This window comes from Acinetobacter sp. YH12021 (assembly GCF_013420145.1).
Lineage (GTDB): Bacteria > Pseudomonadota > Gammaproteobacteria > Pseudomonadales > Moraxellaceae > Acinetobacter > Acinetobacter towneri.
In genome coordinates this window covers 60,880-78,277 of sequence record NZ_VOYT01000009.1, presented here as the reverse complement: position 1 = coordinate 78,277, position 17,398 = coordinate 60,880, and the positions used below count along the sequence as shown (strand labels likewise).

14 protein-coding genes and 4 tRNA genes are annotated in these 17,398 nt (G+C 42.2%); 12 read left to right on the top strand and 6 right to left on the bottom strand.

Features of this window, described 5'->3' with window-relative positions:
* Nucleotides 1-141: 141 nt before the first annotated feature.
* From FTT91_RS09000 to FTT91_RS08980, 5 genes are all read left to right on the top strand, one after another.
* Nucleotides 142-429 (top strand): hypothetical protein, encoded by a 288-nt coding sequence (locus FTT91_RS09000; protein WP_019838212.1) that lies wholly within the window; start codon nt 142-144, stop codon nt 427-429.
* 141 nt (nt 430-570) lie between these two features.
* The gene (gene gltX / locus FTT91_RS08995) at nt 571-2,079 is read left to right on the top strand and encodes a glutamate--tRNA ligase (RefSeq protein ID WP_154320243.1); all 1,509 of its coding nucleotides are present in this window, start codon (nt 571-573) and stop codon (nt 2,077-2,079) included.
* A gap of 57 nt (nt 2,080-2,136) precedes the next feature.
* Nucleotides 2,137-2,212, top strand: a tRNA-Ala gene (locus FTT91_RS08990).
* 36 nt (nt 2,213-2,248) lie between these two features.
* Nucleotides 2,249-2,324: transfer RNA gene (locus tag FTT91_RS08985), tRNA-Glu, on the top strand.
* 154 nt (nt 2,325-2,478) lie between these two features.
* The gene (locus tag FTT91_RS08980) at nt 2,479-2,820 is read left to right on the top strand and encodes a hypothetical protein (protein WP_004974430.1); all 342 of its coding nucleotides are present in this window, start codon (nt 2,479-2,481) and stop codon (nt 2,818-2,820) included.
* A gap of 129 nt (nt 2,821-2,949) precedes the next feature.
* Here FTT91_RS08980 and ettA read toward each other — a convergent pair whose 3' ends face one another.
* Nucleotides 2,950-4,611, bottom strand: a complete 1,662-nt coding sequence (gene ettA / locus FTT91_RS08975) for an energy-dependent translational throttle protein EttA (RefSeq protein WP_004974427.1) — start codon at nt 4,609-4,611, stop codon at nt 2,950-2,952.
* 281 nt (nt 4,612-4,892) lie between these two features.
* On the opposite strand from ettA, the gene FTT91_RS08970 reads away from it, so the two are divergent.
* The 4 genes from FTT91_RS08970 (at nt 4,893) to FTT91_RS08955 (ending at nt 8,272) form a co-directional block, all read left to right on the top strand.
* Nucleotides 4,893-6,170 carry an O-acetylhomoserine aminocarboxypropyltransferase/cysteine synthase family protein gene (locus tag FTT91_RS08970; RefSeq protein ID WP_004974425.1) on the top strand — a complete coding sequence of 426 codons (1,278 nt, stop codon included), beginning with the start codon at nt 4,893-4,895 and terminating at the stop codon, nt 6,168-6,170.
* 307 nt (nt 6,171-6,477) lie between these two features.
* Nucleotides 6,478-7,365, top strand: coding sequence for an SDR family NAD(P)-dependent oxidoreductase (locus FTT91_RS08965; RefSeq protein ID WP_004974423.1), 888 nt, complete (start codon nt 6,478-6,480; stop codon nt 7,363-7,365).
* A gap of 199 nt (nt 7,366-7,564) precedes the next feature.
* A complete protein-coding gene (locus tag FTT91_RS08960) occupies nt 7,565-7,861 on the top strand; it encodes a hypothetical protein (RefSeq protein ID WP_004974421.1) in 297 nt (98 codons plus the stop codon).
* 99 nt (nt 7,862-7,960) lie between these two features.
* Nucleotides 7,961-8,272 (top strand): hypothetical protein, encoded by a 312-nt coding sequence (locus tag FTT91_RS08955; protein ID WP_019838218.1) that lies wholly within the window; start codon nt 7,961-7,963, stop codon nt 8,270-8,272.
* Nucleotides 8,273-8,360: 88 nt separating this feature from the next.
* Here the strand turns inward: FTT91_RS08955 and FTT91_RS08950 are convergent, their stop codons facing one another.
* Nucleotides 8,361-10,712 carry a Tex family protein gene (locus FTT91_RS08950; protein ID WP_096901295.1) on the bottom strand — a complete coding sequence of 784 codons (2,352 nt, stop codon included), beginning with the start codon at nt 10,710-10,712 and terminating at the stop codon, nt 8,361-8,363.
* 347 nt (nt 10,713-11,059) lie between these two features.
* Here FTT91_RS08950 and ompR point away from each other — a divergent pair, with 347 nt between their 5' ends.
* The 3 genes from ompR to FTT91_RS08935 all read left to right on the top strand — a co-directional run bounded on the left by ompR (nt 11,060) and on the right by FTT91_RS08935 (nt 15,285).
* The gene (ompR, locus tag FTT91_RS08945) at nt 11,060-11,824 is read left to right on the top strand and encodes a two-component system response regulator OmpR (protein WP_104852661.1); all 765 of its coding nucleotides are present in this window, start codon (nt 11,060-11,062) and stop codon (nt 11,822-11,824) included.
* 168 nt (nt 11,825-11,992) lie between these two features.
* Complete coding sequence (locus tag FTT91_RS08940; RefSeq protein ID WP_004974413.1) at nt 11,993-13,453, top strand: ATP-binding protein; 1,461 nt, start codon at nt 11,993-11,995, stop codon at nt 13,451-13,453.
* Between the two features lie 308 nt (nt 13,454-13,761).
* The gene (locus FTT91_RS08935) at nt 13,762-15,285 is read left to right on the top strand and encodes an acetyl-CoA hydrolase/transferase family protein (protein WP_004974412.1); all 1,524 of its coding nucleotides are present in this window, start codon (nt 13,762-13,764) and stop codon (nt 15,283-15,285) included.
* Nucleotides 15,286-15,390: 105 nt separating this feature from the next.
* On the opposite strand, the gene FTT91_RS08930 is transcribed toward FTT91_RS08935, so the two are convergent.
* The 4 genes from FTT91_RS08930 to FTT91_RS08915 form a co-directional block, all read right to left on the bottom strand.
* Nucleotides 15,391-15,786 (bottom strand): hypothetical protein, encoded by a 396-nt coding sequence (locus FTT91_RS08930; protein WP_004974410.1) that lies wholly within the window; start codon nt 15,784-15,786, stop codon nt 15,391-15,393.
* A 98-nt stretch (nt 15,787-15,884) separates the two neighbouring features.
* A complete protein-coding gene (locus FTT91_RS08925; RefSeq protein WP_180169281.1) occupies nt 15,885-16,619 on the bottom strand; it encodes a class I SAM-dependent methyltransferase in 735 nt (244 codons plus the stop codon).
* 166 nt (nt 16,620-16,785) lie between these two features.
* A tRNA-Phe gene (locus FTT91_RS08920) sits at nt 16,786-16,861 on the bottom strand.
* 134 nt (nt 16,862-16,995) lie between these two features.
* Nucleotides 16,996-17,071: transfer RNA gene (locus tag FTT91_RS08915), tRNA-Phe, on the bottom strand.
* Between the last annotated feature and the right edge of the window lie 327 nt (nt 17,072-17,398).

Sequence of the window (17,398 nt, the reverse complement as noted above, 5' to 3'; positions counted from 1 at the left end):
ATAGTGAGTAAATGATGATAAAGATCTTATTAAGAGTGTGACGCAAATCTACTTTTGTTATGATTTTTGTGATTAAATATTAAAGTGATTAAAACAATTTATAAATTGTGAGTTCACTCATAAAGGAAAGGGGGAATCAAGATGAAATCTAAACTCATATGCGCAGCATTACTCACTTTAAGCACAGTCAGTCACAGTGCTGTGATCAAGTCTACTGAAAGTAAAACCCATTTAACTGCGGAAAAGGGGTCTTTAATTGAAAAAGCCCTTACCCAACAAAAACAGGCAGACAAGCAAAAGTTTGAATCAAATAATGATTTAAAAGTGCTGACTTCCATTCATGTCGCTCCAACTCAAAATTTCTTTGCCTTGCAAAATCAGCGTTTTAGCCGTTTTGTACAAGCCTTATTCCCGCAAGATAACTCATAACTCCGCATTAAATTCACTGCCTTTGATCCCCTTTTCAAATGCAGTTGAAACGCCCAAGTACAGAATGTTGAATTTAACATTAAGTACTTGGGCTTTTTCGTTATAATGGTTGCAATTTACATTTTGAATTAATTTTTGCTTATGACTGTTCGTACTCGTATCGCGCCTTCTCCTACTGGTTTCCCGCACGTGGGAACAGCGTATATCGCCTTGTTTAACTTATGTTTTGCCAAACAACACGGTGGTGAGTTTATTCTTCGTATTGAAGATACTGACCAACTGCGTTCAACCCCTGAATCTGAAAAAATGATTTTGGATTCATTGCGTTGGTTAGGCTTAAATTGGGCAGAAGGTCCAGATGTCGGCGGCCCGCATGCACCGTATCGTCAGTCTGAACGTATGGATATTTATAAGCAATACGCCTTGCAATTGGTTGAACAAGGACATGCTTTCTATTGCTTCGCTACTAGCGAAGAACTCGATCAAATGCGTGCAGAACAGCAAGCACGTGGTGAAAGCCCGCGCTACGATGGTCGTGGTTTAAACTTGTCTGCAGATGAAGTACAGCGTCGTTTAGCGGCAGGCGAAGCGCATGTCATTCGTATGAAAGTACCAACCGAAGGCGTATGTAAATTTAATGATATGCTGCGCGGTGAAGTGGAAATTCCATGGGCGCAAGTCGATATGCAAATTCTGCTGAAAACAGATGGCTTACCAACTTACCATTTGGCGAATGTGGTCGATGACCATTTGATGCAAATCACCCACGTGATTCGTGGTGAAGAATGGATTCCATCGGCACCGAAACACCAATTGCTTTATCAATATTTTGGTTGGGATATGCCTGTGTTATGCCACATGCCATTGTTGCGTAACCCAGACAAATCAAAATTATCTAAACGTAAAAACCCAACTTCAATCAACTACTACAAAGACATTGGCGTATTACCTGAAGCTTTGCTGAACTATTTAGGTCGCATGGGTTGGTCAATGCCAGATGAAAGTGAAAAATTCACCTTAGCCGAAATGATTGAACACTTTGATATTCAACGTGTTTCACTAGGCGGCCCGATCTTTGATGTGGAAAAACTCAATTGGCTGAATGGTCAATGGATTAAAGCGCTTTCACCTGCTGAGCTGTTAGATACCTTATTGGCTTGGAAAGCAGATCGTGCCAAATTGGAAGAGATTGCTGCCGCGATTCAACCGCGTATTAATTTACTCTCAGAAGCGGTCAATTGGTCTGCACATTACTTCAACCATTTCCCAAGCTTGAGCAAGGAACAGTTTGAAAGTAAAAAACTGTCTGAAGAACAAGTGCGTCAAAGCCTACAATTTGCAATTTGGCGTTTAGAAAGTCTATTTACTTGGAACAACGACACGGTGAGCCAAACCCTAATGGATTTAGCCAACCAAATGGAAATCAAATTGCGTGATTTCATGCCTGCGTTCTTTATTGCAATTGCAGGTTCAACCGCATCTACACCTGTGATGCAAACCATGGTCACCATTGGTCCTGACCTGACCTTTGCGCGTTTGCGTCATGCCTTAGAAGTGGTTGGCGGACCAAGCAAAAAAGAAGTTAAAGTCTGGGAAAAACTGAATGAAAGCATCAAATTGCCGAAAAATGATGCAATTGATCCAGCTTAATTCATTTTTTTGTTGACGTGTGCGCGCAATAGCCCTAATATTGCGCTCACACAGACTGGGGTCATAGCTCAGTTGGTAGAGCGCTACAATGGCATTGTAGAGGTCAGCGGTTCGATCCCGCTTGACTCCACCAAGTTTAAATAAGGCTTTACCTGTGTTGCCTCATCAAGTCCCTATCGTCTAGAGGCCTAGGACATCGCCCTTTCACGGCGGTAACCGGGGTTCGAATCCCCGTAGGGACGCCATATTCAAGATGAATATAAATTCACTTATCTTCATCTTATAATAAAGCTCAAGCAATGACTTGGGCTTTTTTATTGCCCTGTTTTCTGACAGACTGTTTTTGATTTGCCGTACATTTGGTTAGAATAACGATCAGATTAGAATTTTGGAGTTGTAATGCAATACCGATGCCCTAAATGTCAAAGCCCAAAAATCATGCCTGTTGCGCAGGCAGGTCAAACAACACCGCGTCCTGTGGTGCCAAAAAGCTTGGTGATGCTTATTCCAGCGGTATTTGTCTTATTACTTCTTGTCTTGATCAGTATCGCCATGTGGATTTTTGGTGATGGTGCAGGCACAACCTTACAAAGCATTACTGTGGCTGTATTTGTGCTGTGTGTAATTGCAGGTTTCTTGTTTTATCGTGATTTGCCTGATTTCAAAATTTCTATGCAAGCCTTTATGCAGTCACAAAAAAAATGGAAGTGCCGTGAATGTGCACATGAGTGGGAAGTTTAAACCTCACTGGTCTACATCTAGATTAAGAAAAAATGTTGCTAGGTTGATCACAAGACCACATCATCGAGCAAATATAAAAAAACCAGCCTTCTCGGCTGGTTTTTTTAATGAGAACTCAAGTTTTTAGACTTAAGCGCCAATTTTACGGTATTTGCTACGTTTGGTTGCCAGATCATCACCATATTTCTTACGGCGATATTCTTCAAACTCAGTATAGTTACCTGTAAAGAATTCTGGTTGCTCATCTTCGAATGACAAGATGTGCGTTGCAATACGGTCTAGGAACCAACGGTCGTGCGATACCACCATCACTGTACCTGGGAAGACTAAAATTGCATCTTCCAGTGCACGTAAAGTTTCAATATCCAAGTCGTTTGATGGCTCATCCAGCAAGATCACGTTTGCGCCCTGCTGTAGAATTTTTGCCAGTTGTAAACGGTTACGCTCACCACCCGACAATTCACCAACGCGTTTTTGCTGATCCTGACCTTTAAAGTTAAAGCGACCAATATAAGCACGCGATGCAATTTCATAATCGCCCACTTTCAAAATGTCTAAACCGCCAGAAACTTCTTCCCAAACAGTTTTGTCATCATCTAGAGTGTCACGAATCTGACCGACATAAGCCACTTTTACCGAGTCACCTAAAGTCACGCTGCCCGTATCAGGTTGCTGCTCGCCAGTCATCATACGGAATAAAGTCGTTTTACCCGCACCGTTTGGACCGACAATCCCCACAATCGCTGCAGGCGGCACAGTAAAGGAAAGGTTTTCGTAAAGTAAGCGATCACCAAATGACTTGCTGATGTTTTCCACTTCCACCACTTTGTTCCCTAAACGTGGGCCAGGTGGAATATAAATTTCAGAAGTTTCGTTACGCTGTTGGAATTCACGCGAGTTAAGCTCTTCAAAACGCTCCATACGCGCTTTGTTTTTCTTTTGCTGGCCTTTCGCATTGGAACGTACCCATTCCAATTCTTTTTTCAAGGCTTTAGCAAAAGATTCTTCTTGCTTCTGTTCTTGCTCTAAACGGTTATTTTTCTGCTCTAACCATGAAGAGTAGTTACCTTGATATGGAATACCATGTCCACGGTCAAGTTCTAAAATCCATTCTGCAACGTTATCCAAGAAGTAACGGTCGTGGGTAATTGCCACAATCGTACCCGGGAAGTCTTTTAAGAAACGCTCTAACCAAGATACAGATTCTGCATCCAAGTGGTTCGTCGGCTCGTCTAGAAGCAGCATGTCTGGTTTAGACAATAACAAACGGCATAAAGCCACACGACGACGCTCACCACCCGATAATTTGTTAACATCAGCATCCCAAGCTGGCAAATTTAATGCTGCCGCTGCTTGTTCAAGCTGATTGTTCAGGTTGTGTGCATCCCAAGTTTGGATAATCGCTTCTAACTTCTCTTGCTCTTTTGCAAGTTTGTCGAAATCTGCATCTGGATCTGCATATTCTGCAAAAACTTGGTCTAAACGCTCTAAAGCATCTAAAGCTTCACGCACACCATCTTCCACGTTGCCGCGTACATCTTTGCTCGGGTCTAGTGGTGGTTCTTGCTCAAGATAACCAATTTTGATGCCTGGCTGTGCACGAGCTTCACCAGAGAAATCTTTATCTACGCCCGCCATAATACGGAGCAAAGTCGATTTACCTGCACCGTTTAAACCAAGCACACCAATTTTCGCACCTGGGAAAAATGATAAGGAGATGTCTTTCAAGATTTCGCGCTTAGGCGGAACCATTTTCGACACTCGGTTCATCGTATAAATATATTGGGCCACGTAGGACTCCTCAATAGAAAACCAAATCTGGGGCTCAGATGAGCAGCCCCTGCTCTAATGAGCGAAAAAATAATCGGGTATTATACCTGAATACGGAGAAAAAATAAGACACCACAAACATCTTGCATGCTTTGTTACAACTCTAGCGATCAGCGGATAAGCACAGGACTTTTTGCCTGCTATATCAAATTTACAGCTAAATATTGCAGCATTTTTACACTTTCTTTCATATTTAAAAGTGCTAGACTCAAACCAATTTAACTCACGAAGATGAAGTAAACATGACCTATAAAGACGAAACTTTGGCCATTCATGCAGGCTATAGCCCAGAACCAACCACCAAAGCCGTGGCTGTGCCTATTTACCAAACCACTTCTTATGCCTTTGATAATACGCAACATGGTGCCGATTTATTTGATTTAAAAGTACAAGGCAATATTTACACCCGTATTATGAACCCAACCACTGCAGTATTGGAGCAACGTGTTGCAGCACTTGAAGGCGGGATTGGCGCATTGGCTTTAGCATCGGGTATGGCTGCAATTACCTACGCAATTCAGACCATTACCGAAGCAGGCGATAACATTGCTTCAGTATCAACTTTATACGGCGGTACTTACAACTTATTTGCCCACACCTTGCCTAAACAAGGCATTGAAGTACGTTTCTTCGATTATCAACAGCCTGAAAGCTTACGCGACCTGATTGATGACAAAACCAAACTGGTCTTTGTAGAATCCATTGGTAACCCATTGGGCAATATTATTGACCTTGAAGCGATTGCGAAAATTGCGCACGAATACGGCATTCCAGTGGTGGTGGATAACACTGTAGCCACGCCTGTCTTGCAAAAATCATTTGATTTTGGCGCAGACATCATCATTCACTCACTGACCAAATATATTGGTGGTCACGGTACGTCTATTGGCGGCATTATTGTCGATAGCGGTAAATTCCCTTGGGGCAAATATCCTGAACGTTTTAAAGCCTTAAATACACCTGACCCAAGTTACCATGGTGTGAACTATGTAGAAGCCTTAGGCGCTGCAGCATTTATTGCACGTGCACGTGTAGTACCACTACGCAATACAGGTGCAGCGATTAGCCCGCATAACGTATTCCTAATTTTACAAGGTTTAGAAACCTTAAGCCTGCGTATGGAACGCCATACTGAAAACGCGCAAAAAGTAGCGGAATATTTACAGGCACATCCAAAAGTGAAATGGGTCAATTACGCAGGTTTGAAAGATCACCCGCAACATGCGTTGGCACAAAAATATGTGAAAGGTAAACCTTCTGCAATTCTGTCTTTTGGTGTGCAAGATGGCCGTGAAGGCGGAACCCGCTTTATTGATGCACTGCAATTATTCACACGCTTGGTCAATATTGGCGATGCCAAGAGCCTGGCTTGCCACCCTGCAACCACCACTCACCGTCAGTTGAGTGCAGATGAACTCAAAGCGGCTGGTGTGAGTGAAGATATGGTGCGTTTATCCATCGGGATTGAACATGCCGATGACTTAATTGCCGATTTAGAGCAAGCTTTAGCAGCCGTCTAAAAACTCATCAGTTCAAACTTTGTACTGGCATCCTGCTGATTAATTTCAACAGGATGCTTTTTTATTTTAATTTTTCTTTGTATGTCTTTGCATTAGCTTTATTTCATGGTAAAAATAAAGATATACAGCTCACAAAAATAGAGCAATTACTCTAAATTCATTTTTAAATTCAACCACTTATTCCATAGCTTTTTTTGTGCAATCGGCTATCATAAAGCCAAGTAAAACAGTTCAAATTCAGTCTGAAATTTGAATCGTCAATCTCAATAAAAATGACAACTCAGGAATCTAAATCAGGAATATTAGCGTGAAGCCAAAATTAGAGAAACTTTTTCAACAGCGTGTAAATGGTAAAGTTGCCCTTATTACAGGTGCATCGAGTGGTATTGGTTTAACCGTGGCACATAAGCTAGCCGATGCAGGTGCGCATGTGCTTTTGGTGGCACGCACTCAGGAAACGCTCGAACAAGTCAAAGCTGAAATTGAAGCACGTGGTGGCAAGGCTTCAGTTTTCCCTTGTGATCTAAACGATATGGACTCTATTGATGCTGTATCGCAACAAATTCTTGCCTCTGTCGATCATATTGATATTCTAATTAACAACGCAGGCCGCTCAATCCGTCGTGCAGTACATGAGTCGGTTGATCGTTTCCACGACTTTGAACGTACCATGCAGCTCAACTATTTTGGTGCTGTGCGTTTGGTACTCAATATTTTGCCGCAGATGATGCACCGTAAAGATGGTCACATCATCAACATCAGCTCGATTGGTGTATTAGCCAACGCAACGCGTTTCTCGGCTTATGTGGCATCTAAAGCCGCATTGGATGCGTTTAGTCGCTGTCTATCTGCAGAAGCGCATACACACAAAATTGCGATTACTTCGGTGTATATGCCATTGGTTCGTACCCCAATGATCGCACCAACCAAAATTTATAAGTACGTGCCCACCCTTTCACCTGAGCAAGCGGCAGATTTAATTGCTTATGCGATTGTGAAACGTCCGAAGAAAATTGCGACACATTTGGGTCGTTTGGCTTCAATCACTTATGCGATTGCACCAGACATTAACAACAAACTCATGTCGATTGGTTATAACTTATTCCCAAGCTCTACCGCTTCTGTGGGCGAGCAGCAAAAACTGAACTGGGTACAAAAAGCGTATGCGCGCTTGTTCCCAGGTGAACACTGGTAATTTATACACAATTCAAGTTTTGCTTTAGGCGACCTACGGGTCGCCTATTTGTTTTTACAGCTTAGGTTGAACAGCGCACAACAATACAACATCACTTCAACAATTTTTAAATTGTGCAGCCGCAACTTTTCATGTGATTTTAATATTGGTTTAAGAAATAGCATTCAAAATGACATTACAATAATGAAAGGTACAACACATGAAAACTCTGTATCTGTTTAAGCTATTTTGTTTTTCTGCTGCGGGCTTAAGTTTTTATCACTTATATACTGAGCTTACGCGCAATCATGTAGACACATTTCAAGTGATGACACTGACAGGCCTGGTGGTCTTGTTAGTCGAATTGGGCTATCGCAGCCAACTTGCCGTGTCCATGTCGCATTCATCTGGTGCGATGTCCGAAGTTTCTGCCTCTTCTAATTACAGTTATTTCATGTCTAAATTGGCAGCAGGCAGTATTGCCACAAGTTTTGTTCTGCAAGGCTTAATCCGTTAATTACTTATTTAAGATCCACAATCTCAACCATAACAAAACATTCAATTGCACCGCATTTTTATGCTATAACACAGCTGTTTTAAGTATTTTGAATGGATTATGCGAGCACTGGCCCTCATTTTACAGTATGGCTGTTTTGCCTTTGCCTTGTTTCTGAGTTATCAGGTTGCAACGGCGCTTTATCAGCAAGAATATGAACTTTTAGAGGTTGTTGCCGATGTCGGCACGATTTTAATTTGTATTGATTTGGGCGTATTTTTATTTAGCAGCAAAGCCTCACAAGGTTTAAATCTTCAGGAATATGCTCGCCAACTTGAAGCACCACCGTCAAAACTAGTCGCAGTGACTCGTAAACTTGGACATTTGGGAATTATGCTGATTTTGGTGAGTTGGATTGTACCGTTGATTTAAAATCCATCAAAAAATCTGTATATAAAAATGTTCCTGCAAAACAAAAAGCTCCCGAATTTCGGGAGCTTTTTGTTAGAGCAATTCAAAATTACTTCGAACCTTTAATCCCTGCTTGTAACAACAATGCACCTAAACCACCAATTTTATTTTCTTGTGGTTTAGCGGCTTGTGGTTTTTTCGCTTGTGGACGCTCAGTCTGAGGACGTGACTGCTGTGGACGTTTCGCTTGTGGCTTACGCTCTGTACGCTGTTCTTGATCACGACGTGGTGCACGCGCTGCTTTTGCAGGTGCAGCCGAACCTTCAGGACGCATCGATAAATTCACACGGTTACGCTCTACATCAACCTGCAACACACGCACTTGAACAATTTGACCTGGTTTCACCACTTTATGCGGATCAGCCACAAATTCATTGGCCAACTCAGAAATATGCACCAAACCATCCTGATGTACGCCCACATCCACGAAAGCACCAAAGTTGGTCACGTTGGTTACAACACCTTCAAGCTGCATGCCTTCAGTCAACTGCGCCACTTCAGTAATATCTTCACGGAATTTAGCCGTACGGAATTCAGGACGTGGGTCACGACCTGGTTTTTCCAATTCAGACAAAACATCCTGAATAGTTGGTAAGCCGACTTGCTCATCCACAAATTCTTCAGCATTCACCGAACGGATAATTTCAGTATTACCAATAATATCTTTAACCGTGGTCGCTTTGGCAGCCACAATTTTTTCTACTAAACCATAAGATTCAGGGTGCACTGCAGAAGCATCCAAAGGCTCAGAACCTGCCTGAATACGTAAGAAACCTGCTGCTTGTTCAAAAGTACGTTCGCCTAAACGCGGTACGTTTTTCAAAGCTTGGCGATTGTCAAAACGGCCATGTTCTTTACGGTATTCAACAATTTGCTGTGCAATGGCTTTATTCAAACCTGCGATATAACCCAAAATTGCTGAAGATGCCGTGTTGACATCGACACCGACCGAGTTCACACAGTCTTCTACCACAGCTTCTAAGGTTTTTGCTAAACCTGCCTGATTCACGTCATGTTGATACTGACCCACACCGATTGATTTTGGATCAATTTTTACCAACTCTGCCAATGGGTCTTGCAAACGACGTGCAATCGACACTGCACCACGAATCGACACATCTAGTTCTGGCAACTCTTGCGATGCCAATTCAGAAGCTGAATACACAGATGCACCCGCTTCAGATACAGACACACGTGTTAATTTCAAGTCACTGTGCGCCGCCATCATTTCTGCCACAACCGCTTCAGTTTCACGGCTTGCAGTCCCGTTACCAATCGCGATTAAATCAACATTGTGCTCACGGCATAAACGTGCAAGTTCTTCAATCGCGCCTGCTTTGTCTTCTTTAGGTGCAAATGGATAAACCGTGCTATGTGCAACCACATCGCCAGATTGGTTCACCACAGCCAGTTTGACACCTGTACGGATGCCAGGGTCTACGCCCAGCGTACAACGCGCACCTGCAGGTGCAGAGAGCAATAAATGACGCAAGTTTTCTGCAAAGACATCCATCGCTTCAGCTTCGGCAGCCAAACGCTTTTCAGTCAATAATGAATGTTCGATTTGTGGACGCACTTTGCCCAACCAGAACAATTTTGCCGTTTGCTTTAAAAAGTCCTGACGTGCTTGCGGCTGAATTTGATCTAAATTGTATTCAGTTTCAATACGTGCCAAAGGTGCACTGTCTTCACCATCAACTTTTAAACCCAAGACGTTTTCTTGGCGACCACGCAACATCGCCAATAGGCGATGTGAAGGCACTTTGTTGAGGTTTTCTGAAAAATCGAAGTAATCACGGAATTTTTTGCCCACTTCTTTTTTCTCTTCAGAAGCAACCAAGCTTTTTAATACCGCTGTTTTGGCAAAAATTTCTTTTAATTCTGTGGTTAAGGCAATATTTTGTGCCCATTCATCAATCAGAATGTGTTGTACCGCATCTAGCTGACTGTCTGCATCAGGATAGTCTGCATGACTAAAGCCTGCTAAAGCTTCGCTTGGCTCAACCTGTTCTGCAAAAATTTGCGCTGCAATTGGGCCTAAACCTGCTTCTTTAGCTTTAAACGATTTACTGGTGCGTTTTGGACGGTAAGGCGCGTAAATTTCTTCTAAAGCATTTTTGGTTTCAGCAGCGTTAACCCGTGCCAATAAATCATCAGATAATTTATCTTGTTCTTTGAGTGATTCTATTACTTTTTCGCGACGCTCATATAAATCACGTAAATACGATAAACGTGTATCGAGCTGACGTAGCTGCGTGTCATCTAAACCTTGCGTCACTTCTTTACGGTAACGTGCAATAAATGGAACGCTAGCACCTTCATCAATAAGTTTGATGGCAGCTTCTACTTGATTTGGTCGTACGGCAAGTTCTTTTGCTAACTGCTGAACTAAGTCAGTCATCGTGTGTGATCCTACAAGGATAAGTACTAAAAGCCATGATTATAAAGACCAAGACTATAAAATCCACAATTGTTTTATGAATTTTATAAATGGTGGATTTTTGGCGATTTTTGCCAATTCGGCTAAATTTTATAAATCTAAATAAAATTCAGGCTTATGTTAGACTCAAACGGACAAATATGTCAGTTTTTCGCATGGGAATGCTGTATATATTTGGTATCTATGTCTTGATTTTATCTGCAATATTTGTTGCTTTAGAGCATAGGCAATAGATACCAATGAATCGTATACTCAAAGCCAACTCAACTTTTTGTTTACGATGACAATAAAGAATAAAGGAGCACATCATGAGTTTAGTTGTACCTGCTGAAAAAACAGATGCCGTACACAGCGAAACTGACCGCGTTGAACGCATTCTCGTTGTCGATGATGATGTGCGTTTACGTACCCTGTTACAGCGTTTCTTGGAAGATAAGGGTTTTGTGGTCAAAACTGCCCACGATGCGACACAAATGGATCGTTTGTTACAGCGTGAACTGTTCTCTTTAATCGTGCTTGATTTTATGCTGCCTGTTGAAGATGGTTTAAGTATTTGCCGTCGTTTACGTCAATCTAACATCGACACGCCAATTATTATGCTGACGGCTCGCGGCAGTGACTCTGACCGTATTGCAGGACTTGAAGCAGGTGCAGATGATTATTTACCAAAACCGTTTAATCCAAATGAGCTGTTAGCGCGTATTCGTGCTGTATTGCGTCGTCAAGTGCGCGAGGTACCAGGTGCACCAAGTCAGCAAATGGAAGTGGTTGGTTTTGGCCCATGGTCACTAGATTTATCGACCCGTACTTTGACACGTGAAGGTCAGGTCGTGACCCTAACTACAGGTGAATTTGCAGTACTCAAAGCGTTGGTACAACATCCTCGTGAGCCTTTAACCCGTGACAAGTTAATGAATTTGGCGCGTGGTCGTGAATGGGGTGCGATGGAGCGTTCGATTGATGTTCAGGTTTCACGTTTACGTCGTTTAATTGAAGAAAACCCTGCCCGTGCACGTTATATTCAAACGGTTTGGGGTGTCGGTTATGTATTTGTTCCAGATGGTGCGGAATAAGTTGAAAATGATGTGAGGCTTCAGCCTCACATCTTCATGCAATGATCAACATTTATGCACACCGATCATTGTGCTAGATTTAAAGAACAGACATTCCAATAACAAGTATATTCATCATAAAATTTCACTTACTAAATTCGCTTTACAACCTCTGCCACAGGACAAGATGTGAAACTCGAACCCATCGACCCACAAGAATTTACCGACTATGTGGCGTATTCTGAAAAGAAACGTACCCGCTGGGAGCGTTTTCTGGACAAAATCAAACCACGCTCTGCAGCCATGCGCACCACGGTACTGGTGGTTTTTGTGGTGTTGTTTAGCCTGTTTATGTCGTTGTGGTTCTTTTGGCGCACCTTGTATTTACCTGAAATTCAACAACACGCCCGCTATTTAGCGGTTGAACTGGAAATTTTAAACAATCCAGATTTGCGCATTTTTCACAATGAAGCCGAAGTCGATGTCGATGCGTGGCTTAAAAATCGGGTCGGCATTGAATATGTAACCGATCCACGTGAGTTTCCTAATGTACGGGAAAAAGTCATTGCAGAGTTTTTTACCCAACAAATAGAAAAGAAACTGGCAACTGAATTAAAAATGCAGGATGTCACGGTCTATTTCCAGTTCAAACCAAGCCCGCGTATTTGGATTCAAACCCCAGAAATGAATGGCAACTGGGTACGTGAACCCCTTAAAACCTATGCCAACTACAGCCCTGAATTGGTCTTTGGCTGGCTTTTGGGTATTCCACTGTTAGCTGCAGCAATTATTTTAACTCTAGTACGTCAGCTGAATCGTCCTTTGCGTCGTCTGCAAAATGCCGCCAATAGCTACAGTAAAACAGGCAAAGCACCTTATTTAGAAACCAATCACGGTCCGCAGGAAATTCGTGAGGTCAACCAAGCCTTTAATCACATGATTTATACCTTGGAACAGACTGAACGTGACCGTCGTATCATGTTGGCAGGTATTTCACACGACCTGCGCACGCCACTGACACGGATTCGTTTAAGTGCCGAAATGATGCCCGATGATGATTTTTTAAAAGAAGGCTTAATTTACGATGTAGAAGATATGGATGCGATTTTAAATCAATTCATTTCTTATATGCGTGATGGTTCCGATGAAGAATTACAAGAAACCGATTTAAATGTTTTGCTGCAGGAATTGATTATTCAATTTAAACCGTTGGATATTCGCTTTAACGCACAAGAATTACCTTTAATTCAGGCGCGCAGTTTGTCGCTGAAACGTCTGATTGGCAACCTGATTAATAACTCGAAACGCTATGGTGCAGAGCCAATTGAGTTGTCTGCAGAAGTGCTGGATGAACACATTCGGATTAGCGTGGCAGACAACGGTACAGGCATTCCAGAAGACCAAATTGCGGATTTAATGCAGCCTTTTGTACGCGGCAATGAAGCACGTACTGTACAAGGCAGTGGCTTAGGTTTGGCAATTGTAAAACGTATTGTCGATATTCATCAGGGCGAGCTCACCATTCAAAACCGTGAACACGGTGGTCTTGAAGCCATCATTACCCTGCCGTTACAACCTGAAATCGTTGAAGAAAAAAATAATGTTGGCACGCTGGAAAAAATCAAACAAAGTTTGAGTGAACACTTCTAAACGGCTGACGCTTTTGATCTCTATCTGGCTTGCTATATACCAATTTCAGACCAACAGCAAATCGGATGGACGATCAAAGTAAAAAATTCAGATGGTGCATATCAAAATTGTATAAAAATATATCAAACAAATTGTAATATTTACCTTTTGATATATAAATAAACGATTAAATTCAATTATTTATGTATTATTTTATATTTTTATACCACCATTTAGGCAAAAAATTAGACCTTAGCCTAACACCTATGCAAAATACCTTTTTTGATCGGTACAATCGGTATCAGTCTAGTATTTTACGAGAGTTCGCCATGTCTTTAGATCGCATCCGTTTAGCCTCCCTCCACGACAAAGTAATCAGCGCAGAACAAGCTGCTGAATTCGTTCAAGATGGTATGACCGTAGGTATGAGTGGCTTTACTCGTGCGGGTGAAGCAAAAGCTGTTCCACTTGCATTGGTGGCACGCGCTAAAACCAACCCTTTAAAAATTGACTTAATTACTGGCGCAAGTCTTGGTAATGATTTAGACAAGCAATTGACTGAAGCAGGTGTTTTGGCTCGTCGTATGCCGTTCCAAGTAGACAACACCTTGCGTAAAGCAATTAACCAAGGTCAAGTTATGTTCATTGACCAACACTTGTCTGAAACTGTTGAGCAAATGCGTAACAACACGCTAAAACGCCCAGACATCGCGATTGTTGAAGCAGTTGCAATTACTGAAGACAGCTTAATTATTCCAACAACTTCTGTAGGTAACTCTGCAAGCTTTGTTGAATATGCAGATAAAGTCATTATCGAAATCAACACCACTGTAAGCACAGAATTTGAAGGCCTACACGACATTTATATTCCTGAAGCACGTCCAACACGTGGCCCAGTGCCATTAACTCACGTTGAACAACGTATTGGAACCAAAGGTATTCAGTTAGACCCTGCAAAAGTTGTGGGTATTGTATTTAACGATACCTTGCTTGACTCTCCATCTAACGTGACCGATCCAGATGACGAAACTCAAGCAATTGCCGATCACTTGATCGCATTCTTTGAAAACGAAGTAGCTCAAGGTCGTTTACCGAAAAACTTGGCACCTTTACAAGCAGGTATCGGTTCAATTGCAAATGCAGTATTAACAGGCTTCAAACACTCTAACTTTGAAGACTTGGTGATGTACTCAGAAGTACTCCAAGACTGTACGTTTGAATTGATTGATGCAGGCAAAATGAAGTTCGCTTCTGGCTGTTCAATGACCTTGTCTGAAAAATGTGGCGATCGCGTATTTGGTAATCTTGCACACTACAAAGACAAATTCATTTTACGTCCACAAGAAATCTCTAACTTCCCTGAGTTAGTACGTCGTTTAGGCATCATTGGCATTAACACTGCACTTGAGTTTGATATTTACGGTAACGTGAACTCAACCCACGTATGCGGTACCAAAATGATGAACGGTATTGGTGGTTCAGGTGACTTCGCGCGTAACGCACACTTGGCGATTTTCGTGACTAAATCAATTGCGAAAGGCGGTGACATTTCATCTATCGTTCCAATGGCTGCGCACGTAGACCACAACGAACACGACGTTGACATTTTGGTTACTGAGCAAGGTTTAGCAGATTTACGCGGTCTTGCACCACGTGAACGCGCTCGTGCGATTATCGACAACTGTGTACACCCAATGTACCGCAATGCATTGAATGATTACTTTGAGCGTGCATGTGCAAAAGGTGGTCACACTCCTCACCTACTTCGTGAAGCATTATCTTGGCATGCAAACTTCGAAGAACACGGTCACATGTTGACTCCTGCACAACAAGAATCTGCGCAACCAGCATAATTCGCGTGCAATAAAAAACGCCCTGATTTTTCAGGGCGTTTTTTTATGTCTTAAGTTTTTATGTCTTAGATTGTCACAAGGTCATTTGCGACAACGCACTCCATTTTACTCAAATGCCAAAGCTTTAAATTCATCTATAAAATGCTGCCCTAACTGGCGTAAACCATCCACACTGAGTGTGGTTTCAATCACACCCAAAGACACCACATCACGTTGAATTTGCAGCACAGTTTGACCTTGCGGGTTGATATAAAAACGAGAACCCAAAGTTGCAAATTTGCTTGCTAAGTCTAGGTTTTGTTCAGCTCGAACTTGATTCACCACATCTTGCGCGGTAAAACGGTATTGATCATGCAGCAAATTTAAGCTGTTGGATTGCCCATATTCTGCACTTAATGCACAATCATCCAAGACCTGTAAAGGCTGATCAAGATTGGCAAAAGCAGTCGCAGGGAGACTCAGCGCAAGACTGAATAAAATAGGGAGAGAAAATTTTAACATTGGACACCTCGCACATAGGTAAATTACACCTGTGGAGAAACATCCTTTTTTCACCAACTTATATTTTAAGTTCAAAAATCACTCAATACATTGACTTTTTATACCAAGCGACCTAAACGCAGCAAAACTGGAAACTGAATTTCCAAGCCCTGAGCAGGTTGCTGCTGCAACAATTGCTGTAATTCAAGCAAGGGCGTATCAGTATGTTGCTTTAAATAATGCTGCAGTCCCGACCAAGTGTTTAAATAATTCAGCAATTGTGCTGCCGACCAACGATATTTCAGGCAAAGTTCGGGTGTCACGATTTCTTGAAATGGGAAAGGAATCGTGCGATATAAGTCATCAATATAACGACGTTCAGCATCCCAACAACCTTTTAAGGTCTGAAAATACAAGCGTTGAATTGCGGTATTCACCTCAGGATCTACAGCTTGAATCAGACCGTAGCCCACCGCAGCAAATATTCCACTCGGTTTTAGCACCCGATGCACTTCGGCATAAAAGGCATCAAACTTGAACCAGTGAATCGCTTGTGCAACGGTAATTAAATCCACACTCGCATCTGCCAATCCGCTGTCTTGCGCCAAACAAGCGCGATAACGCACATTTTCCCACTGTGGTGCTTGATCCAGCTGTGTCTGACTTAAATCCGTGGCTAAAATCTGCTGAAAATGTGGCGTTAATAACTGGGTAAACTGCCCTGAACCTGCACCGCAGTCCCATGTCAAACCGCGCTCTGGCACATGTTGTAAAATCGTATCGACAATCGCGGTTGAATACTGCGGACGTGCCTGACGATATAAATCGCTGCCCTGCGAAAACAAATCTTTCATGCTGCATTCCCTGACCATGATCGCTTGATTTTAATTCAGCTTGTTTAATACGTATTGTGGACTTTAGATGAAGATGCAAAGCGGGTTTGAATACAAGATTTTATTTTAGACATAAAAAATTTTGCGCATAAAAAAGCCCCAAACATTGTTTGAGGCTTTTTGAATATGGTGGCGAGACCCAGGATCGAACTGGGGACACACGGATTTTCAATCCGTTGCTCTACCGACTGAGCTATCACGCCAATGCCGTGTATTAAGCCGTATCTCGGCTGAATAGTCAATAAAAATCATCACTTTTTTATTTGATCGCATAAATTTTATGCAAAAAAAATCCCTGATGGGATCAGGGATTGAAAACGTTTAACCGTTTTGAATATGGTGGCGAGACCCAGGATCGAACTGGGGACACACGGATTTTCAATCCGTTGCTCTACCGACTGAGCTATCACGCCAATGACGCGTATTAAACAGTTTCAGCTGTAAATCGTCAATAGTCTTTTTCGCTTTTCAGTGCAAATGTTTACTTTTACAGCAATCTCATTCTATTTCTGCTGAAATATCACCCAAAAATTTAAAAATGAGTTCTTTTCCAATTAAATTTTGACAAACTTCCGATACGCGAATGTGGGGCACGGATGCCCCACGTTACCCATCACGACAAGGATGTCGTGTATGGGTAACAAAAGACTTTTGCCTACTTTGGGTCTTGCCAAAGTAGGAAGATGCCTACGCAAAGCTATTTAAACCTTAGCTAAAAATTGTGGCTGTGCAAGCACAAA